The sequence below is a fragment of the Micavibrio sp. TMED2 genome, assembly GCA_002168225.1.
Lineage (GTDB): Bacteria > Pseudomonadota > Alphaproteobacteria > TMED2 > TMED2 > TMED2.
In genome coordinates this window covers 1,527,849-1,545,905 of record NHBH01000001.1, presented here as the reverse complement: position 1 = coordinate 1,545,905, position 18,057 = coordinate 1,527,849, and the positions used below count along the sequence as shown (strand labels likewise).

Genomic DNA, 18,057 nt, shown 5'->3' with positions numbered 1-18,057 from the left:
AAAAATTGCTGTCAGCGTTTCACAAGGCAAACAAACCAAGAGTTTTCTGGTCATTGTCGGAATTATTGGCGTATAATTTGAACTGGAAATATAGCTATTCCATATTTGCCGTAACAAATCTCATTCGTGTGGCCATACAGGCAGGCAGGTACCATCACATGAGTGAGGATGATTTGAACCGCCTCGGCAGTTCAATTCTGAAATCAATGCTTTGGGGGCACCTCTTTGGTTCAGGATATCCCGCCTTTTGGTGACAACAAAACCTTCGCCGGTCAGGATGGCCCTGATGGCGGACACAAGACCGCGTCCAATATCGGTGGCGCGATCCGTTTTGCCTCCAACAAACGCGACGATATTTCAACCGACTATCTGCGCCGGGCAACCATCCGTCGCGACGTGGTTATCGAACCGCTGATGCAACTCGGCTGCCATGCCGATGTGGTCAAGGAAAGCCGCACCATCGTCGACTTTGCCACCCTCGCCCTGCTGGTCAATGAACGGGTTGATATTCCCGGCAAGTGCATTGCCGAGGATGCACCACCGCGCGGTGGTGAGGACGCCTCCATGGCACCAATCATGCGGGTATTGCAGAAGGAACAGGACCTGTCCCTGCTCGCCGTCGGTACTGTGGTGCCCTCGGAATACTACACTGAGGCCGATGCCCGCTCGGCCGTCAAATATGCCGACCATATGCTGGCGATGATCACTGAACGGCTTAATCCAAGCCTTGGCATTGATGTGCAGAAAAAAGCCGATGCCCGGTTCGACATGTCGTTCAAGCCCGGCGCCCATCGGCGCTGATCTGGACCGGCGCTGCCCTATACCAATCAGAGCTATTTGAAGCCTAGCCTAACCGGCTTTCTTCTGACCGGTCGTGCGCACGTAATCAGCAATGTCGGAAAAGTCACCGGAGCGGATCATCGCACGGATAAGATCATCCGGCTTCTTGGTGGGGAGCAGTACCTCCATCCCCAGACGACGCGGATCACCGGCAATGCGCTGATAGATGCACATGGTCAGGCATTCGGACACCAGTTGACGGCCCGCCTCACCTTCCTTCTCTTCCACCAGCCTCAGGAACGCCTCGATACCGTCACGCAGGGTTGAGGCGTAGAGGGTGGTGACAACAGCCATCTGGCTTGAGGCGCAACGTGCTGCCTGAACCGCGATGTCAGCGGTGGTGATTTCCCCCAGATACATGAATTTCGGCCGCCAGCGACGTGACTGGGCAACCGCCTCGCCAATCCGGTTATCCTCGGCATCGATCTGGAAACACCAGCCGGCATCGCCATGAGGCCCCTCAAGCGGTGCCTCGGGCGGGTTCTCGATCGCAACCCCGACATCACCAAAGGTATTGAGCCAGCTGGCCATCATGGCCGCAGCCGTGGTGGATTTCCCCTGCCCGCTCGGCCCACAGATCAGGAACAGCCCGCGATCCTGGGCCAGCGATACCATCAGATCGGTAAGATTTGGGGCAACCCCCAGTTCGGCAACATTGGGCACGCGGGTCATGCCACGGCGACAAACCCACCAGCGGCCCTGCTGGGATGAAATATTGCTGACGCGATAAACCACGCCGTCATAACGAACGGAAAACTCCGCACGGTCACGGGCCGAAACCGACAGAACCGCATGAAGGCCGATCAGATCGGGCGCCACCATCTCCGGCGGCGCGACAATCCCGAGCTCACCGGGCACCCCCCGCAGGAATGCCTCACAATCAACGCTGATATAAAGGTCGGAAAAGGCTAAATCGCGCAGTTTCATAGAGTGGCTTCAGGGGGTGACTTCAGGCTGACGAAACAATCTGCCCCTATGCTACCTGCCCCGACCGGCGGATCAAGCGCAAAGCACATGCAGGTTCATTTCATCACCTGACGCGCGCCCAAAACAAAACACCCCGCCGAAGCGGGGTGTTTCAGAAAACAATCGATCTGGATTAGTTGAAGGTCCAGATGATGGTGTTCGAATCAGTAGCACCACTATTACAAGCAGTAACAGCAGATGCAGTTGAAACAGGAACGCTCAAAACGTTACCGCCTGCACTGATTTCAGCCAGACCTGAACCACCAGAACCGCCAGGGTTCAAAGTAGACAGCTTGACACAAGCATTGTTTGGCACTGCGTCAAAGGTGATGGTGAACTGATTGTCTGAACTGATTGAAGCAACGGTAACATCCCCGCCCCAAGCGTTACGGATATCGCCATCGCCCACGACCATGTCAGATGGCGCAGCATTGGAATCCGTCATCAGGTCATTGTCCAAGCCACCATAGGTAGACTGTCCCGCATAAAGCGAGCGGATACCGGACTGCAGTGTCACGAACTGGTTGATACCGGTGTTCAGCTTGTTGCCAGCGGTAGCCTGCAGATAAAGCAGCGTACCACCAACGATGGCAAGAGCACCGATAGCGAGAACGAGAAGCGTCTCGGCGAGAGTAAGACCAGCCTGACGAGCACGACGCTTGGCACCAAGGCTGACTGATTTGATTGAAGTCATTATCCCTACCTCCATCGATCATTATCAAATGATCGGGTTGTAAATGTAACAAACGCCCCCATCAGCGTTTATTTTGATCCGGGAAAGAACACACCCGTAATTGTTTTATAGCAAGTTCCAATGCAGATTGAAAGTGTTTCAGATCATAATTAAGACACATTTTTGCCACATTTGACAAAAGCGCCCAAACTATGCGGCCTACATCCCGCTTGCGGCGCTGGTAATCTGCCCCTGCAAATCGAACAATCCGCCGAGCAGGGTCATAATTGTTATACCGATCAACAGGATAGCAAGCGTATTCAGGACTTTTGCCTGTCCCTTGATCTGGTCAACACCGGTCTCAATCCACTCATTCGCAACCGCCTTCAGACTTTCGTCGAAAGAGGACAATGAGGCATAAATGCGGAGATCCTCGACGATAACCGGATCAGGGAAGCCATATTTCCCCCGGTGCAGGGCATCACCGAGGTTGGCGCCCGAGTTCACATATCTGAGTGCGCTATCAATACGCTCACGCAAATATGGCGTTGAGTTGCGACGCAGTTTCCGGAGCACCTCTGGAACAGAAACACCGATCGTGACGAGTGCCGCGATAGCCATAAGAAAACCGCCCCCCTGTACCAGTCGATAAATCGACCATGGTGGAATTTTGTCAAAAAACACCCTGACCCGACCGGTCCAGCGCGGTGCCGTAATCGAGAATACAATAACAAAGACAACCAGCCCGATCGCAATAGGCACCAGATAACCATTGGCGATAATTGCCATGATCCGCATCCCGGCAGCCATTCCGGTCCACTGTTCAGGCGGCAGCAGCTGGCCAAATGACGGGATCACCTGCACACCGAACAGATACAACATACCACCAAGCATAAGCAGCAGAACGCCCGGATAGGCAAGACCACCAACGATGGCACCTTTAATTGCCTGCGAACTCTCAGCCAGCTTGATCACGTTCAACAGCGCTTCATCAAGACGGCTACCGGTCTCTCCTGCTTCAACCAGCATCCGTTCGCCCAGAGGGGCCCAGCCATCAAGCGCTTGGCCGAACGGCTTACCGTTACGGTACGCGCTTCGCCACTGGTCGATCGCAATTGCCAATGGTGCGCCCTTGGCCTTGCCGCCCTTGGCTGCCTGATCCCAGAGAACATCAAGCGCTGCCTGCAAGGAGACACCGTTGGACAGCAGTCCGGCAATCTTCTTGTACAGCCGGAGACGATCTTTCGCCCCGACCATGAATTTTGCGAAACCGACTTCAAGTGAGGATGCCATCGATCAATCTTCCATTTTGCCGTGCTGAACCTATTCAGCAGCAACCTTGCTTACCCGTGCCTGATCAAGCTCCAGTGGACCAAGCATACGCTCGATCTCGTATGGGCTACAGACCCCGGCTTTGATCTTCAGAATACCGTGGCCCATCATGGTGATACCATTGAGATTCTGCACCCAGTGCTGTCGCGCCGCAACCTTCTTCTCCTGCTTCATAAGCTCCATCAACCCGTCATCGGGCAACAGAACCTCGGCAACAACGGAACGACCGGTAACACCGGTACCACTGCATTTCGGACAGCCGGGACCTTCGGTATAAATGCCTTCCAGGTCACGATTGTAGACCTCAAGCGTGCGCTCCCACAGCTCGTCATCCACCTCGCCCTTCTCACGGGCAGTCATGAATGGAACCTTGCAATCATCACACAGCGCCCGTGTCAGACGCTGGCCGACCAGTCCGGTGAATACCGCAGGGTCATAGAGCTTGAACTCATCAACGCCGATATCACGCAGACGGCTGATAATGGTCAGACAGTCAACCGCGTGCAGGGTCGCCCAGACCTGGTGACCGGTCATTGCCGCTTCGAAGGCGAGCTTGGCGCTCTCCTCATCCCGAATCTCACCGATCATGATGACGTCAGGGTCGGAGCGGAGCGAGGCCCGAATGGCCGCGTTGAACTTTTCCTTCCGTTCCTCCGCCGTATTGGCGTTGGTCACCGGCATCTGCTGTGCGCCCTCAATGACGTACTCGGGCGGATCCTCAACCGTAAAGGTCGCAATCTCGTTCTTGCGCTCAATCATCAGGGTGCTGAGAATACGCTGCAGGGTTGTTGATTTACCGGAACCGGTCGGGCCCGCAACAATGTTGATCCCCATAGGCACCGCGCGCATACGCTTGATCGATGTCACCTGCTTTTCAGCATAACCCAGCGTATCCACATCACCGACAATGCCCTGTGTGCGATACAGGAAACGGGCAACCATGTGTCGACCGCCATAGGACAGCGGATTGAACTGCAATCGCAGCGCCTGCACACCGCCGGGCAGGCGCACACTGGTATCGGAAATACGGGCTGCCTGATATTCATAGGGCTGGTAACTGGCATCCGAGGCGTCGGCCATGGCAAAGGCAGCAGCACAGAAATCGGACCCATAGGCCGCCCGCCATTCAACAAAGTCCTTCAGGACACCATCAATACGCAGCCGGACAATAGCTGAACCGTGTGACACAACCACATGGGCATCACTGGCCTTCAGGCGCGCGCATTCGGCAATAAAGCGCACAATCTCCCGCTGCATCGATGTGGCTTCGTCATCGGCCTTCATGACCTGATTTTCGTTATCACCACCGCTTTCGTAGCACTTTGTCAGCAGGGCGATATCGCACGGGATCAGATTGATGGTCATCCCCTTGCGCCGGAGCAAACCGGCAAAAGAGACGACATGCGGATCATCCATGTGGGATTTCGAGACCAGGAACAGGCCGTTCTCGAACAGCGCCATCAATTCGCGCTGTTCCGGGCGTCGTTCATATGCCCCACCCGGTCCGGTCAGCAGTGAACCTGCTTCCTCGACCATTGCCAGAATCTCTTCCGGCGTCAGTTCGCTAACCTTCTTGGCAGGCTTTTCCGGTTTGGGTGATTGTACTGTCTCGGTCGGCTTACGGGCAGCATTCGGCGAGCCCCCGACTTTCGCCATTTCAGCTTTTTTGGCCGCAATCAATTCCGCAGCCTTGGATGGCTTGCGCGCAGGCATGGATTTAGGCTTGTCCTTGGCCGCCGTTTGCCCAGCGCCTGTAGCCTCACCTCCTGCCGTTGTGGGGTCGTCTGCTTTTTTCAATTTAGAAACAGTAGCTTCCTTCGCAGCCTTTACGTCAGTTTTTTGCCCGTCCGATTGCCTTTCATTATGCTTGTCTGCATTGGATGAAACCATCTTTTTCTCTGACGGCGGCATTGCAGCAGGTTTGGTTGTCGTTTTTTCGTGATCTCCGCCCCTGTTTTCCTGCTCAACCGCATGGAGCCGAACCTGTTGTTTGTCGTCCTGCCCTTTTACCTGCTCCTTACCTGACTTGCCCTCAGCCGGCTCAGCCTTTTCAGCGCCCTTCGGCATATTGGTGTCAGTAACTTTTTCCGCCTTCGTCGATGTTACTTTCGGCGCTTTGCCCTTGTCCGATGCAGATATCTTGTCCGATGCAGCAGCCACAACCGTTTCTGCTGTCTTTAATGCATCGGCACTTACCGCTTTTGATTTCGCTGGTTTATCAGCAGCTGTGACCTTTGATTGATCTGCTGCATTCTGGATACTTGGCGGCGCCATGGCGTCAGCATCACTGGTCAGCCCCAGCTCAAACTCAATTTCATCGATGCCAAAATCTATCGGCTCATTCAATGGTGCTGCTGCCGATACCGCTGATGACGTATCTGTCTGGCTGGCATGGGCAGAAGCATTGATTGCGTCGGACAGGACAGTGCCTGTCGTTGTTTTTTCCGGCTCTCTGCCTGGCACCTTTGTTGAGGCTGCTTGGTCAGCATTGGGCGCAAGCGTTTTCTCTGCCGGTTTTTTAACAGCAGATTTGCTTGATTTCAGCCCTTTGGCTTTAGGGCCTAGCAGCCTTTCAACAAAGGGATTCGACATTTAAAACCCTGAAAAAGTCGGAACCGGTAATGGACTTGTTCCAATAGGGTTGAAGCCACCAGACAATGATGGGCCGGTGGGCACCACTTCCTGTGGCTGCATAGACATCATGGGAGCAGCACCTGCTGCCATGGCCACGCGGGTACCAAAGGCGAGCCGGGTATCCTCATCAGCATCCTTGTGGCGCGCCATAACCGTACCAGGAACGATTGAGACAATCTTCCAGTCACCGGGAATGCGGTCACCTTCTGTCACGTCAACCACACCACCGCCATCAATAACCAGCGTTGCGGTCAACAGGCCATTCACGCCCTTCAACTTGCGTACAACCGGTGCAATCGGCTCCGGCTCCGGCTCTGGTTCAGCTTCAACCTCGATCTCTGCCGGTGCCTGGATTGGCTGCGGCGTCGGGACACCGAGCATATCCGCCAGAGCACCAAGATCAGTCTCAAAATTGCTACCCGGCTGGGCGGCTGGGATGGTTGAGGACGCCGCCTGTGCCGAAGGCGTCACAATCAGGTTTTGCTGCTGTGATGACTCAAGTCGAGACACACGTTGTACCTGATTGCTCGGCACAACCCGGACACCATCCTCATCATCCTCAGACTCCGGCTCAGGGTCAGGCTCCATGGCAGCCCGTGCCGCCGCCTCTTCCTCTTCCGAGGCAATTTCAATAGACCTCAGGATTGCTTCACGCTCCGCACGAAGCTCGGAAATACGCAAATCTTCCTCCGCCCGGCGGATTGCTTCCTGCCGCTCGATCTCGAGACGTTCTTTCTCGCTTTCCTCACGCTCCACACGCTGCAGCCGTTCGCGCTCAAGTTCACGATCGGTGGCTTCACGTTCCAGAGCCTGCATCTGGATATCCAGCTCGCGGCGGCGCAGCTTGAGATCCTCAAGCAAAACCTCACGCTCAAGCAGCGAAATCTGGCGTTGCATATCCGTCAGTTGCTCAAAAACCGATGGATCGGGCGCAAACTGCGAACCCGCCTGCTGGGCGCGGACCTCGAAAGGCGCGACCAAGGCAACCGAGGCGACCCCCAATACAATCCCGTTCAGGACAAAATTTGGCTTATTCTTCATGACTGACCTTCCAATAATGCATTCTGCTGCTGGACTTCCTCATCCGTCAAATCCTCATAGACCCGGCCGGAATATTGCCAATTCCTACCGCCAATCGAGAAACCGATATTATCGACAATCATCCCCGGAAAACGCTCAAAAACACTGGCCCAGGCAAGAGGCGGCACCTCGCTCGCAAACCTGAAGGTAAAATGAGCTGGCGGACGTGGCCGCGGCGCCTCCAGATCCTCATCCGGCGGCTTGGGCGGCCGAGCTACCTGCTCAAGCGTCACCCCTGCATCAATCCCCTGAAACAGCTCAAGAAAATTTTCACGGATCAACGGCATTTTCCAAGCCGTTTCAGCTCCGCGCGCATCAAGGCCCTGCAAGGGAACCGACGCGTTCATAACCTCGCCACTGGCACCGATGGCCGGACGGGCAATTCCGTTGAGACTATATTGCGCCGAGGCAATCGACCCACCTATCCCGCGGCTCCAGCGTGCGGAAGCACCACCACCCGAGCAACCGATTGACTGCAAATCCCAACCGGCCACTTGAACCGACAGCTTATCTAGTGCCGTAGCACAGGCGACAACCCAGTCCGAGGGCAGCGGTGCATTTTCCCATACACGATCAACCCGCTCGAGACGCCTTGCCGCCGCCAGCCGTTCTTTTTCAAGTCGCTCAGCCTCAAGCCTTGCCATCATAGCTGCTCGTTGCTGGGCCGCTAGGCGCTCTTCCTCGGCACGCTGCTCAGCAACAATGCCCTCATATACCTGAACGCCCACATAACCCATGATGCAGACACCAACCACAGCAGCCACACCGGCCACCTTGACCGTTTTCGGCAATCGGGTGAAAAAGTCGTTGAGATAGGAAAGCTTGGGCTCATCATGCCCTTCCAGCAATTCCTCGAGCGGCGTGGCATCCGCCCCCATACCCCACTCTTCCGGGGTGAACACCCGATCCCAGCCACCACGGACGAACTCGGTTTCAAAACGGGTGCGCGGCTCATCCTCATCCTCATAGAGCATGTCGCCGTCAGGCAGGATAGCGTCACGACGGGAAGCAACGAACCACCAGCCGCCATTGACCTCAAAAACACCAAGCCAGTTACCGGTAAGCGCCTCAGCCAGACAGGCGGCGGCAGCGGGCATATCTTTCTTGTGGCCGGAACTGGTCCAGCCAATTGCCCATTGGGCGACGAAGCCTTCGCGCATAACAAACAGGTCAGCAGGATTAACCTCCTGCTTCGCCGCAAGCTTCGCCTCGCGCTTTGCTGACTTGGGATCTTCGGCGGTCTGCCAGAACATGCCAACGGCATATTCCATATCGCCAACCTGAATGACCCCGGACTTTTCGCTGTCCTGCATAGCTTTCCCCGTTAGCTCAGGCCTTTTAGCCCACCTGAGTAATTCACAATATAGCAGGTCAGGACGCCACACTGGACGTAAAAATGTGAAAAGCCCCTTGCGGCACACGTCAACAGAGTCGTTTTGACAACACCTTCATACGCAAGTGGTACGTGAGGACACCGCTTGTGCCACAAAGAAAAAGGAGGGGTTGCCCCCTCCTTCTCATACTTCAGATGACTGTTACAGGTGCTGCCTAGAGCAGGTTACCTCTCAGCAAATCCTTGGAATTGACGATTTTCGGCGTGATCAATACCAGAGTGATAGAGCGTGTAACCTCACCCTGTTTCGAACCACCGAGCGCAACGTTTTCTGGTACGCCCTGACCAACCTCGACCGTATTGTTCCCAGCCTGCTCAAATCCAGCCAAAGCCAAAGTCTGACCGCTTCTGAGAATGGCCTGCTGCAGGAATGAGGTTACATCAACACTGGGGATTTGAACGAAAGACCCTGACTCTCCAAGGTTTTGCTGAACTAAGGAGACCAGATCACTGATGTTGATCGAGTAATTCAACAGCACGCCGCCATCGGCAATAATGCGAGGCGTCATGGCAATCGAGAACCCGGTAACCAGATCTTCCACTTCGGTTGTGGTCGTGACATTGACCCCGACGTCCGTTGTCTCACGTTCCTCGGTCACTTCCGCAATGAAGCGCGTCTGGTTGACCTGCTGGAACGGCACAGGAATACCGTTAATTGTTACCAGATTGGTTGAGTTGACCACCGTTGCCTTCTCTTCCCGTGCCAGGGCTCTCGCCTGCAGCGTTGACCCGGCAATATTGTCGAGGTTCTCGCTACCACCGGCTATCGGGTCCAGGACAATCGCCGAGATCGTCCCCTCTTCACCGGTCAGACCCTCAGCCAATGGGCTGGCAATCGAAAAATCGAGTGCATTGGTCAGGAAGAAAGTGGGATCAAACTCAAAACCGTCATTCTGGTCAAGCTCTACAGCGAGCACCTGAACATGCAGGGCAATCTGACGGGACAGACGTTCATTCTGCTCGTCAATAAAGCGCTGGACCTTCTCCAGAACATGCGGACGCGCATTCACTGAGATTGTGCCTGAAGATGGCGACACCGCAAGAGATCCGCCACCACCGACAATATCAGCGACCTGCTGGGCCACTTCGTTGAACATATCAACTGCGATACTGAATGAGGCGTCAACACCGGAACTCAGTGAGAAACCACCGGTATCACCATCACCCTCGGCTTCCGTGCCAACCGTTGATGAGGTATCCATCAGGGCAGAGAGCGCATAAAGGGTAAAGACCCGGCTTTCCATCTCATAGAACCGGATCGCACTGTTCCTGTATTCCCAGGAAACATTGAACCGCGTGCTGAGCAGGTCAAGCAATCCGCCCAGCGGACCGGAATAGGACAGCTGGATCGTATCGGATGAGGGCGCAACAAAGTTGCCACCGCCGGCAAATGGGTCAGCAGCCGGGGCAAAACCACCTGCAGCGGTTTCAAGTGATGGCGGCGCATCGGGCGCAACCGTTGGCAAAGGTGCCAATCCGCCGCCGAGACCGGCATCGAAATCCACAATCACCGGAATGCCGGTCAGGGTGGTAATCTCGGTTGCGATATCCTGCATACCGAGCGGCTCAGCTGAAATCAGCGTCACCATTTCTGTCGATCTAGGCAATGGATCGCCCTTGGCCACCCGGACACTGCTGCCACCGAGCCAGATACCATCAACGGTCTGCACGGTATCCGGTGCGCGCAACGGCCCCGGGCGCTCGACGAAGCGATCCATGGTGACACGGGCTTCCGCCGCATCGACCTGCATGGATACCTCGGCTGCGTTGAATGCCTGGCAACCGGTCAGAACAACGGTGGCGGCCAGTGCGCCCAGTGCTGTTCTCAGGAAATTATGCGAAATCATGTTATTCGTTCCTTAGTCTTGCCGATCTTCGCCACTGGTGACGACGATGACGCGGTTACCCTTGAATACTGTTGCCCGAACCGGTGGCTGTGCCCGGGAGAATGCCCGGATCAGATTGCCCGCAGCGGTTTCGAAATCGCCATAGAACTCGGCTGATGCCTTCATTGGATAATCGAGCTCGGTTTCCCAGGCGATTACCCAACCTGACTGACCGCTCCATTCATCCAGCGTCTGGCGCAAGGTCGAGCCACCGAGTGCGGTCCATGCCGGCACTTCCTCAGGCCCGGCCATGGTGCCCTCACCGAAGGCTGCCAGCGCCTGCTCTTCCGGCGTTGCCACCCGTGGTGCTGCCCGGACGACCATCAGGCTGCCCTGCCCGTCCTCGACAAAAGACAGCCCAAGCGGCGCAATGGCTTCCGTCAGCACATCCCGCCATGGACGGCCACCGGCCCATGAGGTTGTCGCTGTACGATCCACATCAAACTCGAAGACAACCTGAAACCGTGGTGGCACAACCTGTGCGACCACAAGATCAAGCGGCAGGTCCTTGCCGAAGCCCTCGACCAGCGCCTCATCCTCACCGGTACCGCCGATCGGCTCCGGTGGACGATCAACGATCTCGAACCCGGCCATGGCCACATCCGTAGCAAATGACATTGCGAGAATGACGGCAAGAGCTGTCGCCCCTGAGCGTAGATTTGTTGTGCGCATCATTGTCCGTCCTCTTCATTCAATTCGGCACTCATGTTCAGGCCGCTTAATACCGTGCCGAGCATGGCGGCACCTTCATAGGGATCATCATCACTGGTTCTGCGTCTCTGCTCCTCAACGAAGCCACGCAACAATGTGCGTCTGACCCATTCAGCCCGGCGCGGCATGGCCGCATAGGCATCCAGAAAATCACATTCGACCGGCACATCGGGCCGAAGATGAATGACTACTCGTTTGCTCATAGCGCTACCTTGCTATCTCTCCGGTTTCGCCTGTTATTCATTGTCTGAAACACGGACCTTTCGGCCCCTGCCCTCGTTACTTCCGATAATCAACCAATCGCCGCTTTTCCCACCATGGCACCGCCGGTCTCACCTCCCCGGCAATCCAGGCCCGGCCAGCCCTGATAGCCGCCGGTACGGTCAATCCCTTGCGCTCCAGAAACGTGAACAGAATTGCGGTTCCGACCGCCAGAATGAATGTCCACACCTCGATATTCATGACAAAGAACAGCAGCGGTGCACTGGCCCGGGCATCAATCCCGAAGAACCGCATGGGTCGCATGGTGTCACGCCAATGCGCCATCTAGTGCCCCCCTGCCTCTGCGCGCGCGGAAACCAGATTGAAGGTCCGCTCGTCGATAATGCCTTGCTCGAAAACCTTGCGCGCCGCCATCTCCATGGTCTGGCCGCGTTCACGCAGCAGCGTCCGGGTCGCCTCAGGCCAGTCATCCACATCATGCTGGAGCATGCGGTCACGGACTTCCTCATCGAAAACAAGGTATTCGCGGGTCGCCACCCGGTTGCCATCGACCGTCCGCAACAACGCCTGGGTGATGACCATCCGCAGGGATTCCATCAGATCGATGGCGCGGCCCTGACGCTCCTCGGCGGGGAAAACCGCGCTCATACGACGAATGGTTTCCGCCACACCATTGGCGTGAACGGTCGAGAAAACAAGGTGACCAGTCAGGCTTGCCTCACCACAGGCAGCAATGGTCTCGGCATCCCGCGCCTCACCAACCAGAATGATGGTCGGCTTACGGCGCAGGGCGTTTCGGACACCGGCAGCGAATGATGGCAGGTGGCGCGGAATCTCGGTCTGCGAAATGATGGTCGAGGGACCAGCCACATTGTCATAAACGAATTCGATCGGTGCCTCATAGGTCACGATCTTGTGGTTGGCGTCCTTGTTTTCGGCCAGACCACGGATCATGCCCGCCAGCAGCGTACTTTTACCCGAGCCGGTTGGTCCGGTGACCAGCACCATGCCCTGACGCGGGGCATAGTTCTCGACGATCTCCTGCTCCACATTCATGGAAGACAGTTTCGGCGGGTCTTCCGGCAGGGTACGGGCCGTCACCTGAATGCCATCGGTACCGTCAACCAGCACGCCGGTGGCGTTGATCCGGAAGCGGTAGCGGCTGTTTCGGCTGACCTTCACCTCATAGGCGATATCAATGTCGCGGCCACTGGCAATCTGGGCCGCACCGTTCGGACCGTAAATCCGGTTCAGAACATCAACCACCTCAGCCGGGCTGAGATAGCGTTTGGTCACGTGCTGGATACGGCCATAGACATCCGCCCAGACCGGCTGACCGGTCTGGAAGGTAATGTCCGAGGCATTGATCTCGAAGCACCACTTGAACACTTCGTCGATGGCATCATCGGTGAGCCGCCCCGGCTCATTATGCATCATCGCCGACTTTTTCTTGAGTTTGACACCACCGCTCATTGCTTGCTCCTCACAACAACGGGGGTCCAGGTATCATGATGCTCGTTCAGGCGGGCCGGTACGGTAATACGGACAACGCGATCGCCGATTTTCAGCTCATCACCGCCACCGGTGACACCGCGATCAGCCGCGCCGAAATACATTTCGGAAATGATGCCCTGGGCCACCAGTGAACGATAGCGCACCATACCCTCAACATCACGCTCGAGACGGGCAAGATCGGCATCGAAGATGGCTTCCGCCTGGGCAATACCCTGTTTCCAGCCCTCGGCAACGAAACGGCGCCAGACGGTCCGCTCTTCCGCAGTCTTGGGCAGAATTTCAGGTGCCGGCAGTTCGGTTTCATTCCAGTTGCGCACCAGATAATCACGCCAGTTCGGCATGGTGGTCACAATTCGACCGGGTGCCACGATGCGGTACAGGGTGTCGGCCGAGGAGGCCACCTGACCATCGCCGGAAACCCGATAATGGTCGACGGATTCCGTCACGATCGGCGGCATGACAATCGACCCGTTTGGTGCGGTAATCGCCAGTCGACGCAACTGGTAAATCCGATCGAGCTCAATCTTGTGGCGATCCAGCATGGCATTGATCTGGAATGCCTTGCGCGCCAGTCCGGCCTGCGCCCCGAGGGCAAGCGCGGTATCCCGCAGACCTTCATAAAGAACGGTGCCGATATCCTCGTCATCAATCTCGGCCGCCAGTTCCTGAAGCGTCGTCAACTCATAGGGTTCCGACAGGTCAGGAGCGAGCACATCCGGCAAATCCACCCGCAGTTTCGGTGGATCATCCGCAGGACCACAGGCAGCAACCAGCATTGCCACCAGAATCATCATTCCGGTGGTCAAAAGCGATCTGGCTGCCATGGTCAGGCTGCGGTCAGTTCGGGCCATAGCGAACCTCAATACGGCGCTGGGCCACATCTACGGAAACCAGTGCCCGGCCAGTGGCCTGATAGCCGACATTGCGCAGCACCTCGACCAGTGTCTCGTTATCACGGGTAATATCGACAACAACCGGTACGGCTGGTACATCACCAACCGTGCGGAATTCATAACCACCCTCGGCGGCAATACGGGCAACCAGCGGCGCCAGCGGGCCGTTCCAGTCAATATTGGCTTTGCGGTCAAGACCCGGCGGTGCCTGGGAAACCCGGCCCGGATCAGGTACCGGCGTACGGGTCTGTTCAACCAGCGACAAGCGATCGAGCGCCGTGGATGTGCGCTCGGCCGCTGCCAGCAATGACTGGGAGACCGGGTCCAGTGTGGTAACAACCGATGGCGGGGTAATGGCCGCTGCGGTTTCAAAGGGTGCGGGCATGCCTGTACAACCGGCGAGAACGACGGTTGCCATGACACTCAATATCGCCTGACGGGGCATGTTCATCTTTATCGACACTGCTTGGGCCTCGCCCTTCGGATTCCTTACTAATGGTGTGATGGGATAGAATTCGCCACATGCTGTCAATTAAGTCGCCGAGTCGTGCACTAAAGATGCTGTGAATGCACTGTGCAGTGCAGTTATTGACCTTAAAATATCCGATTCGCACGGATGCTTGCCGGATTCGCTGGCGCAAAAACACGAATCAGAATCCCGGCGCGACGGCCGGGATTAAAATTCCTGTAAAACGATTCGTGACGATAAGCGGGTCAAAATCCGGTCCTGTCCGGATATCAGGCCTCGGGATCAGACCGAGACTTTCTTCTTCTTGCGCTTGCGTGGCGGGCTATTACCCGGCTTGCCACCCGGGCGCGGCCCCTTGGTTTTGCCACTGGCATTACCGGAACCACCCTTGCCGGATGATTTGCCATAGCCAGGCACGTCATTCTGCTCTGCTGCCAGTTCTTCGCTGGAACGCATGGAGACCAGTTCCTCGACGATGACATCGAGAATGCTGTTGGCCACCTCGTCGCTCATATTGTCTTCGCTCTCAGACATCACGGCGACACGTCTTTCGATCTCGCCCTTGGCGGAACCCGACGGGAACCGTTCCGCAAGACGCGCCCGGGCGGTCCGTGGCCCGATACGATTATAGAGGCGCTTGCGAATTTCCGCGTCCTCGGCGGTTGTCGACATGGCCCACAACTCAACCGGACCAAGCGTATTCACGAGGAATTGCTCATACCGCCCGTCTTTCAGCGACAGGATCGCCATCAGCGGTGCCCCGGCAGAAGTCGGGCCGCTCAACCGGTGGCGCAGAACGAATTTGGTTGTCGCACCGAGGGCAAATCGCTCGGTACATTCCTTGACCGCGCCCTCACTACCAGCACCGAGAATCCAGATGCCGGTCGCCTGATCCACCATCTGGTCATCAAAGTCATCCAGCAGCTGGGAAGCGAGGCAGATTTGCACGCCCCATTTCCGCCCCTCACGAATGTCGATCTTGACCTGTGAACGGACGGCATCGGCAGCACCGGTACGGTGGAATTCGTCATAGATCAGCCGCTTGGGCGATTCCCGCAGTTCGCGAATACGCAGCATATGGTGCGGTCGATATTCAGGCCGGAAACTTTTGAGGACTTCCTCGTTCAGAAAGTAGTCCCGCGCAAGAACGTAGCGGGCCAACATATACATGACCGCCGTCTGACGATCGGCGGAGGCACCACCGCGGGGCGCCACCTCGTCAAGATCAAGTGCGCAGACACGGGCACCGCCAATATCGAACTTGGTCGGCGCGGCCAGAATTGGATATTCCCGGATCGAGCCGGAAATCATCCGGGTAAAGGCGACGATCACGCTCTCGCCGGTTGGAATTCTGGTATCGGAGAACAGATCCTCAACCGCCCGGGACCGGGCCGCGACCACCACATCCTGCAGCACCGGTACGGCGTAGCGCTGGGCCAGCATGGCACCGTGCTCACAACCCGCCTTATGTAGGGCATCCACAACTTCCCACCAGGTCGGTTTTTCCTGCAGGCTGATATTGTACTGCTTCACATAGGCATCGACATTCGGATCATCCCCCTTGGAATAAGGGCGCGGCATACCGGATTCCGAATACATCTTGTACATCTCGTCGACGACGATACCGACGAGATCGCTCATGCCATCATAAGGGTTCGGCTGTCCAAGCGGTGTCGCCAGCAGGGTCAGCAGGTTGACGATGAATGCCCGTTCCGATGGCAGAGGATGGCGACTGCCAAGCTGGGTATCGAACGGGTTGATCGCATTATCCGGGCGCATCTGCAGGCGTTTGTACATCGCCTCGTATTTCCGCCCCTCGGGCAAGGCCTCCTGCAACAGGGAGACAAGCCCCGAGGAGGATGGACCAATATCGATGATGGCAATACGCGGCAGCTTGGCCTGACCGGTGCTGGTACTCGGCGCTAGACAGCAGGCAAGGTTGATGGTGTTCATCAGAACCGATTTACCGTAACCCGGTGGCGCAAAGACCAGATCAATCCATGAGGTCTGCTGGCTGCTGCCCGGCTGATAGGGCCATGCCTTGCCATCAGGCGTACGGTACAGAACCGGACCCGCCTTCCACGGGTTTGCCGCCCTGCCCCATGGCAGCCAGTAAACCGCATCCCGGATCGGCGCTACGCCCGGCGGGGCGGTTGAACGAACAGCAAGTCCGAGCGCCGAGGACATGACGCCTTCAAGCGGGTCACCGGCCATATCGGATGCCTGACAGTGGCCCCAGCCCTCGATCGCCCGCAGCAGAATGGCACTGCGCTCACGCAGCAGGCGTTCATCATCCTGCGGTGCCCAGGTACAGAAGGAGACCCGGAACTTGACGATGGTCTCGCCCTCAATGGTCGCTGCCTTCAGTTGCTTGATCGCGTTGTTGATACGTTTGTTGTCATCGGATGCCCAGGTCAGTAGCGAGGAGAATATCCCCTTCATTGACAGGCTGTCGGCACCACCGCCCTCAAACAGGAAGGAAATGCGCCACGGCATCCGGTTTTCCGCCAGACGCGACAGCAGGGCCGAGAATGCCTGCACCTCTTCCGGGGCAAGGGTCAGATCGACACCGGTGAAAATCAGGTCCCCAATCCGTACAGCGTTTGGCGAAACCTGCTCTGCATCCCGGTTGAACAGCTGCTGTGACAATGTTGGCCAGAGCAGACCGCTGACATCATTCTTCTCGCCACCTTCCATCGGGCGCGCCGGTGTCGGATCGCCGGGCAGCGAAGGCTTCCATTTGTTCTCGATGGTATCCGGATAGACCGATATCCGGATGGCGCGCAAAGCCTCATGCACATCAACCAGTTCACAACGGATGCCCAGAGCCGACAGGTCCTGCTGCATGGAGGTGGAGAAACCGAGGTGCCGGGAGCGAATATTCTCCGGCGTGAAGGTCAGTTTCATACCACGGGTATTCTTCGGCTGGCCCTTGAGAAATTCGCCGGCTTCCTGCTTGGCCTGATTGGCCTGGGATTTGGTCAGGCTGACCGGGCGCGTCCAGAGCGCCACATAGAATGATTCCGCGGCCAGATAGGCAGGCAGGCGACGCTTGCGCTCGGCAAACAGATCATCAAGCTCAAGCCGGATGGCAGAGGCTGCCCGTTCGGCCGGCTGCAGAGCACGCGCCACAGTGAGCGGTGCACCATCGGGGTCACGCACATACCAGACCTGAAGCGCATGGCCGGCACGATCAAGATACGGTGCTAGGGCAATGCGCGCGCCCTCGTTCAGCTCTTCCAACTCGACGCCGCCGACAATCTTGCGGGCACCGTCAACACGCAGCAGGGTCATCAACGACCCGTCAGAGGCAACGAAGGTTCGCTTGTCATCAATGGTCTCAAGTGTCGTCATCGATCCCAAAGGCTGCCGGGCGGCAATCGCCAGGGTCGCCAGAATCTGATCAACACTATCAAGTATACCCACGCCTAAACTTCCCCCGA

The 18,057-nt window shown here is 56.9% G+C and carries 15 protein-coding genes; 1 reads left to right on the top strand and 14 read right to left on the bottom strand.

The genetic code is table 11. From position 1 onward, the window contains the following. Window positions 1–225 precede the first annotated feature (225 nt). Window positions 226–801, top strand: coding sequence for a hypothetical protein (locus tag CBB62_07360; GenBank protein ID OUT42109.1), 576 nt, complete (start codon window positions 226–228; stop codon window positions 799–801). Between the two features lie 48 nt (window positions 802–849). On the opposite strand, the gene CBB62_07355 is transcribed toward CBB62_07360, so the two are convergent. The 14 genes from CBB62_07355 to CBB62_07290 form a co-directional block, all read right to left on the bottom strand. Continuing rightward, window positions 850–1,767 (bottom strand): hypothetical protein, encoded by a 918-nt coding sequence (locus CBB62_07355; GenBank protein OUT42108.1) that lies wholly within the window; start codon window positions 1,765–1,767, stop codon window positions 850–852. A 172-nt stretch (window positions 1,768–1,939) separates the two neighbouring features. After that, a complete protein-coding gene (locus CBB62_07350; GenBank protein ID OUT42107.1) occupies window positions 1,940–2,515 on the bottom strand; it encodes a hypothetical protein in 576 nt (191 codons plus the stop codon). A gap of 183 nt (window positions 2,516–2,698) precedes the next feature. Next, window positions 2,699–3,772: a hypothetical protein gene (locus tag CBB62_07345; protein OUT42106.1), complete on the bottom strand. Its 1,074-nt coding sequence runs from the start codon at window positions 3,770–3,772 to the stop codon at window positions 2,699–2,701. Window positions 3,773–3,802: 30 nt separating this feature from the next. Next, a complete protein-coding gene (locus tag CBB62_07340) occupies window positions 3,803–6,403 on the bottom strand; it encodes a hypothetical protein (protein OUT42105.1) in 2,601 nt (866 codons plus the stop codon). Further along, window positions 6,404–7,486, bottom strand: a complete 1,083-nt coding sequence (locus tag CBB62_07335; GenBank protein OUT42104.1) for a hypothetical protein — start codon at window positions 7,484–7,486, stop codon at window positions 6,404–6,406. Further along, a complete protein-coding gene (locus tag CBB62_07330; protein ID OUT42103.1) occupies window positions 7,483–8,838 on the bottom strand; it encodes a hypothetical protein in 1,356 nt (451 codons plus the stop codon). The genes CBB62_07335 and CBB62_07330 overlap by 4 nt, the downstream gene beginning before the upstream one ends. A 235-nt stretch (window positions 8,839–9,073) precedes the next feature. Beyond that, window positions 9,074–10,765: a hypothetical protein gene (locus CBB62_07325; GenBank protein ID OUT42102.1), complete on the bottom strand. Its 1,692-nt coding sequence runs from the start codon at window positions 10,763–10,765 to the stop codon at window positions 9,074–9,076. 12 nt (window positions 10,766–10,777) lie between these two features. Beyond that, entirely contained in the window at window positions 10,778–11,479 is a 702-nt protein-coding gene (locus CBB62_07320) for a hypothetical protein (GenBank protein OUT42101.1), read from the bottom strand. Then, complete coding sequence (locus CBB62_07315; protein ID OUT42100.1) at window positions 11,476–11,718, bottom strand: hypothetical protein; 243 nt, start codon at window positions 11,716–11,718, stop codon at window positions 11,476–11,478. The genes CBB62_07320 and CBB62_07315 overlap by 4 nt, the downstream gene beginning before the upstream one ends. Window positions 11,719–11,794: 76 nt before the next feature. After that, window positions 11,795–12,061: a hypothetical protein gene (locus tag CBB62_07310; protein ID OUT42099.1), complete on the bottom strand. Its 267-nt coding sequence runs from the start codon at window positions 12,059–12,061 to the stop codon at window positions 11,795–11,797. Further along, a complete protein-coding gene (locus CBB62_07305; protein OUT42692.1) occupies window positions 12,062–13,171 on the bottom strand; it encodes a Dot/Icm secretion system ATPase DotB in 1,110 nt (369 codons plus the stop codon). A 35-nt stretch (window positions 13,172–13,206) separates the two neighbouring features. After that, on the bottom strand, window positions 13,207–14,133 hold the full coding sequence (locus tag CBB62_07300; protein OUT42098.1) for a hypothetical protein: 927 nt from the start codon (window positions 14,131–14,133) through the stop codon (window positions 13,207–13,209). After that, window positions 14,090–14,596, bottom strand: a complete 507-nt coding sequence (locus CBB62_07295; protein ID OUT42097.1) for a hypothetical protein — start codon at window positions 14,594–14,596, stop codon at window positions 14,090–14,092. The genes CBB62_07300 and CBB62_07295 overlap by 44 nt, the downstream gene beginning before the upstream one ends. A gap of 300 nt (window positions 14,597–14,896) precedes the next feature. Further along, a complete protein-coding gene (locus tag CBB62_07290) occupies window positions 14,897–18,040 on the bottom strand; it encodes a hypothetical protein (protein OUT42096.1) in 3,144 nt (1,047 codons plus the stop codon). Window positions 18,041–18,057: the final 17 nt, after the last annotated feature.